Genomic DNA, 12,496 nt, shown 5'->3' on the forward strand with positions numbered 1-12,496 from the left:
TCGGTGCTCTTCGTCACCTTCGAGCGCCCGGACCCAGCCCCACCAGACACCCCGTCCAGATGCCCCACCTGGTATAGCTGCGGGCTCCGCGGCGGCGACCGACGGACGGCGCCACCGGCACCGTCCGTCGGCGTACGCGTCCTGGCGTACGCCTCCTACGTGAAGGACCGCAGCCGCAGACTGTTGGTCACGACGAAGACCGAGGAGAAGGCCATCGCGGCACCCGCGATCATCGGGTTGAGCATGCCGGCGGCGGCCAGCGGCAGTGCGGCGACGTTGTAACCGAAGGCCCAGAACAGGTTGCCCTTGATGGTGGCGAGCGTCCTGCGGGAGAGGCGGATGGCGTCCGCGGCCACCCGCAGGTCACCGCGGACGAGCGTCAGGTCGCCCGCCTCGATCGCCGCGTCCGTGCCCGTTCCCATCGCCAGGCCCAGGTCCGCGGTGGCGAGGGCGGCCGCGTCGTTGACGCCGTCGCCGACCATCGCGACCGCCCGGCCCTCGCGCTGCAGCCGCTTGATCACGTCCACCTTGTCCTCGGGCAGGACTTCGGCGATCACCTCGTCGATACCGACGGTCCGCGCGACGGATTCCGCGACGACCTGGTTGTCGCCGGTCAGCAGGACGGGCTTCAGCCCGAGCCTGCGCAGTTCGGCGACCGCCTCGGCGCTGGTCTCCTTGACCGCGTCGGCGACGGTGAGGACGCCGCGTGCCTTGCCGTCCCAGGCGACCGCGACCGCCGTACGCCCCTCGCCCTCCGCCGCGATCTTGGCCTCGGCGAGCTCCGGCGGAAGCTCGATACTCCACTCCTTCAGGAGCTTCTCGCGCCCGACGAGCACCGCGTGACCCTCGACGACGCCTTGGACGCCGAGACCGGCGACGTTCTCGAAGTTCTCCGGGACGGGGAGGCTTCCGGTCCTCCCCCACTCTCGGCTTCGCTCGAGCGGGGGGACCCCCATGACGGCGCCTGCGGCGATGGCCTGGGCGATCGGGTGCTCGGAGGCGTGCTCAAGGGCGCCCACCAGCCGCAGCAATTCGCCCTCGTCCTCGCCCGGCACGGCGATGACGTCCTGGAGTCGCATGCGGCCCGTGGTCACGGTCCCGGTCTTGTCCAGGACGACGGTGTCCACGCGCCGGGTGGACTCGAGGACCTCGGGCCCCTTGATGAGGATGCCGAGCTGGGCGCCGCGCCCGGTGCCGACCATGAGGGCGGTCGGGGTGGCGAGACCGAGCGCGCAGGGGCAGGCGATGATCAGCACCGCGACGGCCGCGGTGAAGGCGGCAGCGGTGTCGCCGGTGACGAACAGCCAGGTCACAAGCGTGCCGAGGGCGATGACGAGGACCACGGGGACGAACACCGCGGAGATGCGGTCGGCGAGGCGCTGCACATCGGCCTTGCCGTTCTGGGCGTCCTCGACGAGCTTCGCCATCCGGGCGAGCTGGGTGTCGGCACCGATCCGGTTCGCCTCGACGACCAGCCTGCCGCCGGCGTTCACCGTGGCACCGGTGACGGCATCGCCGGGCGTCACGTCCACCGGCACGGACTCGCCGGTCAGCATCGAGGCGTCGACCGCGGAGCTGCCCTCGACCACGGTCCCGTCGGTCGCGATCTTCTCCCCGGGGCGTACGACGAAGCGGTCACCGACGGCCAACTGAGCGACAGGGATGCGTACTTCCCTGCCGCCCCGCAGGACAGAGACGTCCTTGGCGCCGAGCTCCAGCAGCGCCCTCAGGGCCGCGCCGGCCTTCCGCTTGGACCTCGCCTCCAGGTAGCGCCCGGCGAGGATGAACGTGGTCACGCCGGCCGCGGCCTCCAGGTAGATGGAGGACGAGCCGTCCGTACGGGAGATGGTGAACTCGAAGGCGTGCCGCATGCCCGGCATTCCGGCGTGCCCGAAGAACAGCGCCCACACCGACCAGCCGAGCGCGGCGAGCGTGCCGATGGACACCAGGGTGTCCATGGTGGCGGCGCCATGACGGGCGTTCGTCCAGGCGGCCTGGTGGAACGGGAAGGCGCCCCAGACGACGACGGGAGCGGCCAGGGTCAGCGACAGCCACTGCCAGTTGTCGAACTGCAGGGCAGGGACCATCGCCATCAGCACGACGGGCACGGAGAGCGCCAGCGACACCAGCAGACGCTGCCGCAGCGAGAGCAGCTCACCGTCCGCGGCGGCCGGAGCGGCCTGGGCCTCGCCTGCGTCCGCAGCATGCGGCGCGGGAGGAGGCGGCTCCTCAGCGGTGTAGCCGGTCTTCTCGACGGTGGCGATGAGGTCGGCGACCTCGACCCCGTCCGCGTACGAGACCTTCGCTTTCTCCGTGGCGAAGTTGACGGTCGCCGTGACGCCGTCCATGCGGTTGAGCTTCTTCTCGATGCGGGCGGCGCACGAGGCGCAGGTCATGCCGCCGATGGAGAGCTCGACCTCGGAGGTGGGCGCGGGTGCCGTACCGGGCAGGGCCTGCTCGGTAGCCGTGCTGGTCATGGGCGTATCTCCTGGGGAGGGCCGGGGCGTACGGCGTCCGTATCAGCGGAGCGGCACGTCCAGGCGTGGGGAGGGGATCGCGTGGTCGTCGGGGTGGCGTCCGGCGGTGTTGTCAGGCCCGGCCGACGAGCTCGTAGCCGGCCTCGTCGACCGCGGCGCGCACGGCCTCCTCGTCGAGGACAGCGGCGGATGTGACGGTAACCTCGCCGGAGGCGGCGACGGCCTTGACCGCGGTGACGCCGTCCAGTGCGGAGAGCTCCTCGGTGACAGCGCCCTCACAGTGGCCGCAGGTCATACCGGACACCTTGTAGACGGTGGTGACGTTCTCGGAGGTCATGGCTTCTTCCTCAGGTGCGTGCGTAGTGCGGGGCGGGCTGGCTGTGGCCCGCCGCCCCTGCCGATACGCCCAACACTATACCCCCCCTGGGTATTCCACCGGCCGACACCCGGCCCTTTTTTCAGCTGAGCAGAGCGGCCCGGCTCAATGACCGCAAGGTCGACCTGCGCCGCTCGTGGGCCGTCTGCCCGCTACGGGCGCAGTTCCAGGGAGATGTGCGAGGACAGTGCGCGGAGGAAGTCGGGCGCGTCGAAGATCGCGCCGGCTGAGGCGACACCGACCGTCCTGGTCCCCCCGTGAGGATGCGGTCAACCGCTTCCACCACGAGCGGCGCGGTGATGGCATAGATGTCCTGGCCCTTCGCCACAGCGCGCTGCTCGCTGCCACCGGAGCGCACGACGACATCGACGAGGAAGGTCTGCGCGGACCGCCCGCGCTCGTCGGCCGGGGCCGGCGGCGGTGTGTCCGGGGCGGAAAGGTCTTTGGCCGCCTCGACCGTCATATAGGTGCGCACTTCGGGGATGGACAGATGGCTGGGAACGGTGACGACATCGGCCATCGTGAACTCCCCGATGACGGCCCGGGTGCCCATCGGGTCGGGGAAGGGCCACTGAAGGGTCGGCGGCTCGTCATGGCGGTACTCCAGCCGTCCGTTCGTGTAACGGACGCGTTGGCCGCCCCGCCGCTGCCGGGAGACCGCGCCCGCGGCACGCGTCCCGGAGGTGGGGTGCCAACTGCTCAGCCCGTACGCGATGTGCGCCTCGTCGGCCGTCGTCCAGTCGCCCATCGCGGCCGTGGTCAGCAGGTCGCCGAGGCCGCCGTAGAAGGCCATCGCAGGGACGATCACCGCTCCTGCGGCGCGGGCGCGGTCCGCGAAGTGCGCGAACGTATCGACGTTGGCCTCGATCTCGGCCGCCACATCCACATACGGGATCCCGGCGCGCAGTGCCGCCTCGATCACGGGGGCGGCCGTCGTGGCGAACGGCCCGGCGCAGTTGATCACCGCCGCCGCACCGGCCAGTGCGCGGTCGAGCGAGGCCGGGTCACCGACCGACGCCGGGCGGGCATCCAGTCCAGGATGAGACTCCGCCAGCACCTTCAGCTTGTCGGCGTCGCGCCCGGAGAGAATCGGGACGAACCCGCGCTCCCGCAGCTCCGCCACCACGAACCGCCCGGTGTGCCCGTACGCCCCGAACACCGCCACCTCGAGCCCCGATCCCATGGGTTCCTCCCCCGCACTCGAATGATCTGTTGCGATCTGTCGTGGACATCCTGTCGATGGCGGGCGCCCTACACGAGTGTCCGGAACGCCATGACCCACACAATTCCGGACGTGACCACTGTCGCGCTGGCCGTCACCGACGGGATGCTGCACTTCGAACTGTCCATCGCCTATGAGGTCTTCGCCGCCGCCCCGGCCGACGTGGCAGGCCCCTGGTACGACCTCGTCGTCTGCGGGCCGGGCGCCGTGCGGGCCGGCCGTTTCGGGCTGGAGCCCGACCACGGCCTCGACCAGCTCCCGGGCGCCGACACCGTGATCGTCCCGGGCTGGGCCGACGTCGATGAGGACCCACCCGCCGACCTGGTCGACGCGGTGCGCGCGGCCCACGAGACAGGCGCACGCGTGGCCTCCCTCTGCACGGGCGCGTTCGTGCTGGCCGCCGCAGGCCTGCTCGACGGGCGGCGTGCGACCACGCACTGGGCACACACCCGAGTCCTGGCCGCCCGCTACCCCGAGGTGGAGGTGGACCCGGACGTCCTCTACGTGGACAACGGCAGCGTGCTCACCTCCGCCGGCAAAGCCGCCGCCATGGACCTGTGTCTGCACCTCGTCCGCCTCGACCACGGCTCGTCGGTCACCAACGCCGTCGCCCGCCGCCTGGTCGTGCCGCCGCACCGGGACGGCGGCCAGGCCCAGTTCGTCACCACCCCGGCGCCCGCCCCGGACCACCACCCGCTCGCCGAACTCTTCCCCTGGGTGATCGAACGGCTGGACCAGCCGCTGACCGTGGAGGACCTGGCCCGCCAGGCACGGATGAGCTCGCGCAACCTGGGCCGCCATTTCAGGTCGGTGACCGGTACCACCCCGCTGCAATGGCTGCTCACTCAGCGGATCCGCCACGCCCAGGAGTTGCTGGAGACCTCCGACGACAGCGTCGACACCATCGCGGCGGCCACCGGCATGGGCACCGCCACAACGCTGCGCCGGCATTTCAACCGCACGGTCGGAGTGCCTCCCGACGCCTACCGCCGCACCTTCCGCTCGCGGACCCGCCCCGGCCCGAACGACAGCGGGCGATACCACCAGCGCCCCTGAGCCATGAGGCCGTGAGGCCGTGAGGAGGAGCCGTTCGGCGGCTCACCTGCGGTCAGTCACCACCGCGGGGCCGTCGCCCCAACGCTCCATGTGAGCCAGACTCCCTCCATGCGAGCCAGACGTGCAGGCGTGGACGAAACGGTGCTGACCGAAGACGGCGTTCGGCTGTGGGCCACCCGGGCCGGTGCGGGCGATCCTGTGGTCTTCTGCCACGGCGGCCCGGGGCTGTGGGACACCTTGGAGGAGGTCTCCGGACTGCTGGCGCAGCGGGTCTCGGTGCACCGCTGGGACCAGCGCGGGTGCGGCCGGTCGCAGCGGTGCGGGCCGTACTCGGTCGCCCGGTCCGTGGCCGACCTGGACGCCGTCCGCCGGCGCTTCGGGCTGAGCCGAATGGCGCTGCTGGGCCACTCGTGGGGCGCCCAGCTGACGCTGCGGTACGCCCTGGAACACCCCGAGCGTGTGAGCAGGTTGGTCTACGTCTCAGGCACCGGAATCGACCGGGGCGCGAGCTGGCACGAGGTCTACGAGCGGAACCTGCGCGCCAACATCCGTAGCGGACTGGGGCGTTGGGAGGCGTTGAAAGCCCGGAAGCGGACGGATGCGGAGGACCGGGAATTCTGCGTGCTGCAGTGGTCGGCGGACTTCGCCGAGCGGGAGCGGGCACTCGAGCACGCCGAGCGGATGGCCACGCCTTGGCTCGGGGTGAACTTCGAGTGCAACGCGGCCATCAACGCCGAGAACAAGCGCACCTGGGGGACGCCAGATCTGCGGGCGGCATGCGAGAAGCTGGACGTGCCGGTGCTGATCGTGAACGGGGCCGAGGACATCCGGCCGGGCTGGGCGGTCGATTCGCTGGAGCAGGCCCTGCCCCGGGTGTCCCGGACGGTGTTGAGCGGCGCCGGGCACCTGCCGTGGGTCGAGGACCCGGAGGGCTTCCGGGCCGCGGTCAGCGGCTTCCTGGCCGATCTTCAGTAGCAGTCGGGACAGCGCCGGCGTGGCGGCCACCCCGCTCGTTGCTCGCATCGAGGCGGCCGCCCTGCGCCACCGCAGGGGCCTGGAGCTCGAAACTGCGCAGCACTCGCACTTGGGGCGAGCCCCGAGAGCAGACGGTCGAAAGCGGGGTGCAGGTGGAGCATCCGAGTCGGGGCTCAGTCCAGGTCGGTGCGGAGGGCCAGGTCGAGAAGGCCGGGGAAGCGCTCGTCGAACTCGGGACGGCGAAGGCGGTTGTAGCGGCGCTGGCCTCTGTCGCGCTGTTCGAGGAGGCCGACCTGGCGCAGCACGGCGAAGTGGTGACTGAGTGCCGCCTTGCGCACGGGCACGTCGAAGCTGCCGCACGGGCGCTCCCAGTCCTCGGCTGCGGCGAGCTCACGGACCAGGGTGAGGCGCACCGGGTCGGCGAGGGCAGCCAGGGCGGTGGCGAGCGGAACCTCGCGAGGGTGGATGTGTTCGGGTGCGGAAGCCGCCATCGGGTGCTCCTGGCAAGGGATTGCGGATTGTTCGACGAACTTCGTACACTCCTGATTGTTCGTCGCTTGTCGAACAGTCTATCGCGCCGTGAAGGAGCTCAACCGTGTCCTCGTCCCAGGCGTCATTCCAGCAGGCCCCCATCGGGGTGGGCATCGTCGGTCTCTCCGCCAGGCGCGGCTGGGCCTCCCGAGCCCACCTCCCCGCGCTACAACGGCTGGACGGCTTCGAGCTGCGCGCGCTGTCCGCCAGCAGCCCGGAGTCCGCGCGGCAGGCCGCGGAGAAGTACGCAGTCGCGCGGTCCTACGGAACGGCCGATGAGCTGGCGGCGGCCGACGAGGTCGACCTGGTGGTGGTCACCGTGAAGGTGCCGAACCACCGGGAGATCATCCAATCCGCCCTGGCCGCAGGGAAGGCGGTGCTCTCCGAGTGGCCGCTGGGCAACGGGCTCGCCGAGGCCGAGGAGCTGGCTGCCACCGCCGCCGAACGCGGACTGCGCACCTTCACCGGGCTGCAGGCGCGGTCCGCCCCCGCCGTGCGCTATCTGCGCGACCTGGTCGCTGACGGCTATGTCGGCGAGGTGCTCTCGACCAGCGTGGTGGCGTCCGGCGGGAGCTGGGGAGCGTTGTTCCCGGAGGGCGGCGCATACCTGCTGGACCGCGCCAACGGCGCGACCATGCTGACCATCCCGTTCGGGCACACCCTGGATGGACTGACCATGGTGCTCGGCAATGTCGAGGAGGTCACCACGGTCACCGCTACTCGACACCGCGAGGTCCAGGACCCGCAGACCGGCCGGGTTTTCCGGCCGAATGTGGCCGACCAGGTGGTGCTCGGCGGAGTGCTCTCCTCCGGCGCGGTGGTCTCCGTGCACTACCGAGGCGGCCTGTCCCGGGGCACCAACTTCCACTGGGAGATCAACGGAACGGACGGGGACCTGGTCGTCACCGGCGACACCGGGCACCTGCAGATGGGCGAGTTCAGCATCGACGGGGCGCACGGATCCGATGCCAAGCTCAGCCGACTCGCTGTTCCCGAGCGGTACTTCGATCCTGCGCTCAACGAGCTGCGCGGTACTCCGGCGTACAACGTCGGCGCCGCCTATGCACAGATCCAGCGCGACCTGACGGACGGCAGCTCCGACGTGCCCGACTTCGCGCACGCCGCCCGGCACCACCGGCTGCTGGACCGGATCGAGCGGGCGGCCGAGCGCGTCTGACCGTACGTCCACCGAAGCGTCGGCGGCTACCGCAGCGTCGCGTTCACCAGCGGCGTCCGCGCGGGACGTCGGCTCCGGCAGCGGTGAGCTGGCCCGGCTGCCGGGGCACCGCGCGACAGCCGGGGTCGATGCGGCCTCATCCGTCACGCCGGCGTCCTCCGGCTGTCGACAAGGTGTCCCCGGCCGCCATTGGTACCGTCATACGCGCTGGTCACCGACCGGGAGGAGACCCACGGGCCATGGCCGTGGACGAGCTGGACACCCGCATTCTGCGGCTGCTGCTGGAGCAGCCGCGTACGAGCGCTCGCGAATACGCGCGGATCCTCGGCGTGGCACGGGGCACGCTCCAGGCCCGCCTCGACCGGCTGGAGCGGGACGGGGTGATCACTGGCACCGGCCCCTCGCTCTCCCCCGCCGCGCTCGGCCACCCGGTGCTCGCCTTCGTGCACATCGAGGTCACCCAGGGCCATCTCGACGAGGTGGGCGACGCACTGGCCGGCGTACCGGAGATCATCGAGGCGTTCTCGATCACGGGCGGCGGCGACCTGCTCACCCGGGTCGTCGCGCGGGACAACGCGCACCTGGAGGACGTGATCCAGCAGCTGATCCAGCTGCCGGGCGTGGTGCGCACACGCACGGAGGTGGCGCTGCGCGAGCGGGTGCCGCATCGCCTGCTGCCGCTCGTGGAGTCGATCGGCCGGTCGCCTCGCGCGGCACGTTGACCGCGCCCGTACGTCTCAGTGGCCAGCACCCTCTCAGTCGCCCGTACCCTCGCGCTCACGCCCTGGCATGCTGAACGGCATGAGCAAGGACGCCACCACCTCGGTCATATTCGATCTCGACGGAACGCTCGTAGACAGCGAGCCGAACTATTTCGAAGCCGGGCGGCATGTTCTTGGAGAGCACGGCATCACGGACTTCACCTGGGAGGACCACCAGCAGTACGTGGGCATAGGCACACAGGAGACGATCGCCCTGTGGAAGGAGCGGTTCGGGCTCACGGCACCGCTCGACGAGCTGCTGGCACAGAAGAACCGCCGCTATCTGGAACTGGCCCGGATCTCCACGCCCGTCTACCCGGAGATGCGGAAGTTCGTGGAGCGGCTGCACGTCGCGGGTGTCCAGATGGCCGTGGCCTCGGGATCCTCTCGCGAGGCCATCGAGGCGATCCTGTCCGGCGCCGGACTGGCCACGCTGCTGCCCGTCGTCGTATCGGCGGACGAGGTGGCACACGGCAAACCCGCACCGGACGTCTTCCTGGAGGCCGCCCGCCGGATCGGTGCCGAACCGGCGGGCTGCGTCGTGGTGGAGGACGCCGCGCCCGGGGCCGCCGCGGCGCATGCGGCGGGCATGCGGTGCATCGCGATCCCCTACGTCGCGGCACAGGCGGGCGATGCCCTGTTCGCCACGGCAGGACTGCTCTTCCGCGGCGGACAGGACGAGTTCACCGCGCAGGCCGCGATCGAGTGGCTTGCGCTCACTCCGACGACGCCGTGAACGTGCCCGCGCCAGAAGTGCCGGACGCTACGACCGGCGGCGAGGTTTGCCGCGCTTGGCGCCTTTCGGGCCGCCGGAACCGCTCCGGGGGCTCTTGCCCCCGGACTTGCCGGCTGCGGGGTTCCGCCGCGCCCCGCCGGAATCGGGTCGCTGCCGCTTCGGCTGGGCCGGGGTCGCGGCCGGGGTCGTGCGGCGGCCTCGCGTGCTGTTGACGGTCCGCCCGCGGACGATCCCGATGAAGTCCTCCACCAGGTCGGTGGTCGCGTCCTCGGGCCACGACAGCGCGACGCGCGACTCGGGGGCGTCCGTGACCGGCCGGTACGTGAGGTCCTTGCGGTGGTGCAGACGGGCGAGTGACTGCGGCACGACGAGCAGTCCCACTCCTGCCGCCACCAGCTCGATGGCGTCCGCCGTCGTGGCGGGGCGCTCGATCGCGGGCCGTCCCGGCAGACGCTCCCAGTCGAGCACGTCGTCGAGGGGGTGCAGCACGATGTCGTCGGCCAGATCCTCGGCGGACACCTCGTCGACCGCCGCCACGACATGGTCCTTCGGGACCACGACCACCGTCGTCTCGGTGTAGAGCGGGATCGCGCTGAGGACCGTCCGGTCGACCGGCAGCCGCACGAAACCGGCGTCAGCGCCGCCGCGCAGCAACACATCGGATGCTTCGGCGGCGGACACCCCGATGAGGTTCAGCGGGACCTCGGGCAGCCGCTCGTTCCAGATCCGCACCCACTTGCCGGGCGTCACCCCGGGGACATACGCGAGCCGGAACGAGGGGGATTCTTCCGAGCCTGTCACTCCGCCAGGTTACCGGTCGCCGGTCACCGGTCGTGGTCGGAGGTCGCGCAGGCGCTCGATACCCTGGACACCATGAAGTCGCACCAGACCACCCAGACGATGAAGCCCGCGACCGCGGCGAAGAAGCTGGGTGTGTACCTCGAGGCCACCCCCGCCGAGTTCCGGGAGGGTGTCGTCTCGCGCGCCGAGCTGAACGCGCTGCAGGCCGATCCGCCCGAGTGGCTGCGCGAGCTGCGGCGCAACGGCCCGCACCCCCGGCCGGTGGTCGCGGCGAAGCTGGGCATCTCCATCTCGGGTCTCGCACGTGGCGGGATCACGGAACCCCTCACCACCGAGCAGATCGACGCCTTGAAGAGGGACCGTCCCGACTGGCTGGAGAAGGAGCGCGCCACCCAGGCCGAGGTCCGGAAGGAGGCGGCGCGCATCAAGGAGCAGAAGGCCGAGCGCGACGACCAGTCCGGCCGACCGGGTTCCTGACCCGCAGGCCGGTCGGTGCCGCGGAACCCCCAGGCCGACAGGCCGGGCAACGCCTACGCCCGCCAGGAACGATAGGCGGACCTGACTTGCAGGGCCACTGCACCATCGGCAGGTCCTCCCGCACGGCCAGCCTGGCTGACCGGCTGCTGTCGCAGGCCGCCGCTCACCACGGGCGGCGGCCCGGCGTCACGGCGTGTTCGGGAACAGAGCGCGGGTGCGGGCGGGGTCGGGTGAGACGAAGACACCGTCTGCCGTGACCATGGCGACCGACGGGTCCTCCTCGGTGCTGATCGAGCCTGTCACGAAGACCTTCCGCTCCTCGGTGCCGGTGACGTGGGCAATGACCCGCAGGGAATACGTCCACGACCGGGATCTCCGCCCGTACGCGCCGTCGGCCGGTCAACTGCACGGTGAAGCGGCGGACTTCGTCCGTCAGACGTTCCAGGGCTTCGACCGGGGCATCGGTGCGTACGGTGGCGTCCACCAGGGCACGCAGTTCGTGCCCCAGCGCGGTGATCGCCGCGCGCTGGTGGTCCAGTTCCTCTCCTGTCGGTCGTTCAGGGGCGGGGTTGGCCGCGGGGGATTCGGTCGGTGCGCTCATCGGGTTTCTCGGTGGGGGCGTGGTGGGTCGTGGCCGCGACGCGGTCATCCGCCGTTGCGGACGAAGACGGGCTTGAGGTGCTTCTCGGGCAGTGCGTCCGGCAGCTGTTCCCAGTCGAGGACGTCGGAGACGACCCGGGCGGGGTCGACCTTGCCGGAGCGGGCGAGTTCGAGGGCGTCGGGGATGTGCCCCCCGACGTTGTCGCGGGCGATGCGCAGGGTGACGCTGGTGAGGTACATGTCGAGCAGCGGCAGCTCGCCCGGCCGGAAGTGGTTGCCCGCCGACTCGCAGACGCCCTCCGGGGCAAGGCACCTGACGGCCAGGGCGAGCTGGTCGACACGGCCTGTGGCCTCGACCGCGATGTCGAAGCCGTGCCGGACGGGCTCGACCGTCTCTGCTGAGGGGGCTCCGAACTTCTCGGCGAGCGCGCGGTGTTCCGGGTCGGGGTCGACGTACAGCACCTCGGAGGCGCCGAGCGCACGGGCGATGTCGCAGACATACAGGCCAATGCTGCCGCGGGCGACGACCAGGACGCGGGCTCCGGGCCTGGCCTTCACCGTCATAACGACAGGCCACGCTAGACTATGACGATCGTTATAGCCAGAGGAGAGTGCACGGGTGGCCAAGAGCAGTACGCCGTCCCGCGAGCGGATCGTCGCCGGCGCTGCCGACATGATCAGCCGGCGGGGCCTGAGCGCCACGAGCATCCGGGAGATGGCCAAGCACGCCAAGGCGCCACTGGGCTCCACCTATCACTATTTCCCCGAGGGCAAGCAGCAGCTGGCCACGGAGGCCGTCCGCTACTCGGGCGAGTGGGTGGCCCGCAGCCTGCGAAAGGAGCTCGAGGCGGGACCGGCCGCCGGGCTCGCGGCGTTCCTCGCCCTGTGGCGCAGGATCGTCTTCGAGAGCGACTTCCACGCCGGCTGCCCCGTCCTGGCGGTGGCCATCGAGGAGCCGCCAGCCGACGAGGTCCCGCCAGCCCTGGCAGCCGCGGCCGACGTCTTCGAGCAGTGGGAGAACCTGCTCGCCGACTCGCTGCGGGCACACGGCGCCCGAGCCGAGCAGGCCGCCCAGGTCGCCACGCTCATCGTCGCGGCCGTCGAGGGCACCGTAGCCCTGTGCCGCGCCAAGCGCAGCACCGAACCCCTGGACCGCACCGCTGCGCAGCTTCAGTACCTCATCGCCGCCACCATCAAGAACTGAACCGGCAGCCGGGCCGCGCATGCCCTCACGAGCAGAGCGCGGCCCGCACGGCCTTCACCTTCTCCTCGGTGAACACCCCACTGTCCAGGAGGGAGAGGATCGA

At 71.2% G+C, this 12,496-nt stretch carries 11 protein-coding genes and 2 pseudogenes; 7 read left to right on the top strand and 6 right to left on the bottom strand.

Annotated elements, in window-relative coordinates:
- Window positions 1–155: 155 nt before the first annotated feature.
- From STSP_RS30370 to STSP_RS30380, 3 genes and pseudogenes are all read right to left on the bottom strand, one after another.
- On the bottom strand, window positions 156–2,477 hold the full coding sequence (locus STSP_RS30370) for a heavy metal translocating P-type ATPase (protein WP_067284219.1): 2,322 nt from the start codon (window positions 2,475–2,477) through the stop codon (window positions 156–158).
- 112 nt (window positions 2,478–2,589) lie between these two features.
- Window positions 2,590–2,814 (bottom strand): heavy-metal-associated domain-containing protein, encoded by a 225-nt coding sequence (locus STSP_RS30375; RefSeq protein WP_067284220.1) that lies wholly within the window; start codon window positions 2,812–2,814, stop codon window positions 2,590–2,592.
- Between the two features lie 191 nt (window positions 2,815–3,005).
- Window positions 3,006–4,036: pseudogene (locus STSP_RS30380) on the bottom strand (saccharopine dehydrogenase family protein).
- Window positions 4,037–4,126: 90 nt separating this feature from the next.
- Between STSP_RS30380 and STSP_RS30385 the strand changes: the two are divergent.
- Entirely contained in the window at window positions 4,127–5,131 is a 1,005-nt protein-coding gene (locus tag STSP_RS30385; RefSeq protein WP_067284221.1) for a helix-turn-helix domain-containing protein, read from the top strand.
- A 108-nt stretch (window positions 5,132–5,239) separates the two neighbouring features.
- Window positions 5,240–6,106, top strand: a complete 867-nt coding sequence (locus STSP_RS30390; protein WP_067284222.1) for an alpha/beta fold hydrolase — start codon at window positions 5,240–5,242, stop codon at window positions 6,104–6,106.
- Window positions 6,107–6,279: 173 nt separating this feature from the next.
- On the opposite strand, the gene STSP_RS30395 is transcribed toward STSP_RS30390, so the two are convergent.
- Window positions 6,280–6,597: an ArsR/SmtB family transcription factor gene (locus tag STSP_RS30395; RefSeq protein WP_067284223.1), complete on the bottom strand. Its 318-nt coding sequence runs from the start codon at window positions 6,595–6,597 to the stop codon at window positions 6,280–6,282.
- 104 nt (window positions 6,598–6,701) lie between these two features.
- Here STSP_RS30395 and STSP_RS30400 point away from each other — a divergent pair, with 104 nt between their 5' ends.
- The 3 genes from STSP_RS30400 (at window position 6,702) to STSP_RS30410 (ending at window position 9,311) form a co-directional block, all read left to right on the top strand.
- Window positions 6,702–7,814, top strand: a complete 1,113-nt coding sequence (locus tag STSP_RS30400) for a Gfo/Idh/MocA family protein (protein WP_067284224.1) — start codon at window positions 6,702–6,704, stop codon at window positions 7,812–7,814.
- A gap of 239 nt (window positions 7,815–8,053) precedes the next feature.
- The gene (locus tag STSP_RS30405; protein WP_067284225.1) at window positions 8,054–8,536 is read left to right on the top strand and encodes an Lrp/AsnC family transcriptional regulator; all 483 of its coding nucleotides are present in this window, start codon (window positions 8,054–8,056) and stop codon (window positions 8,534–8,536) included.
- Window positions 8,537–8,615: 79 nt separating this feature from the next.
- Window positions 8,616–9,311, top strand: a complete 696-nt coding sequence (locus tag STSP_RS30410) for an HAD family hydrolase (protein WP_067284263.1) — start codon at window positions 8,616–8,618, stop codon at window positions 9,309–9,311.
- A gap of 27 nt (window positions 9,312–9,338) precedes the next feature.
- On the opposite strand, the gene STSP_RS30415 is transcribed toward STSP_RS30410, so the two are convergent.
- A complete protein-coding gene (locus STSP_RS30415; RefSeq protein ID WP_078067627.1) occupies window positions 9,339–10,112 on the bottom strand; it encodes a LysR substrate-binding domain-containing protein in 774 nt (257 codons plus the stop codon).
- Window positions 10,113–10,184: 72 nt separating this feature from the next.
- Between STSP_RS30415 and STSP_RS30420 the strand changes: the two genes are divergently transcribed.
- Window positions 10,185–10,589 (top strand): DUF5997 family protein, encoded by a 405-nt coding sequence (locus tag STSP_RS30420; RefSeq protein WP_067284227.1) that lies wholly within the window; start codon window positions 10,185–10,187, stop codon window positions 10,587–10,589.
- A 645-nt stretch (window positions 10,590–11,234) separates the two neighbouring features.
- Here the strand turns inward: STSP_RS30420 and STSP_RS30425 are convergent.
- Window positions 11,235–11,786 (bottom strand): annotated as a pseudogene (locus STSP_RS30425) (zinc-binding dehydrogenase); the annotation flags it as partial.
- Window positions 11,787–11,808: 22 nt separating this feature from the next.
- On the opposite strand from STSP_RS30425, the gene STSP_RS30430 reads away from it, so the two are divergent.
- Window positions 11,809–12,393: a TetR/AcrR family transcriptional regulator gene (locus tag STSP_RS30430; protein WP_067284228.1), complete on the top strand. Its 585-nt coding sequence runs from the start codon at window positions 11,809–11,811 to the stop codon at window positions 12,391–12,393.
- Window positions 12,394–12,496 lie beyond the last annotated feature (103 nt).

Origin of the sequence: Streptomyces jeddahensis (assembly GCF_001642995.1) — a bacterium.
GTDB classification, from domain to species: domain Bacteria; phylum Actinomycetota; class Actinomycetes; order Streptomycetales; family Streptomycetaceae; genus Streptomyces; species Streptomyces jeddahensis.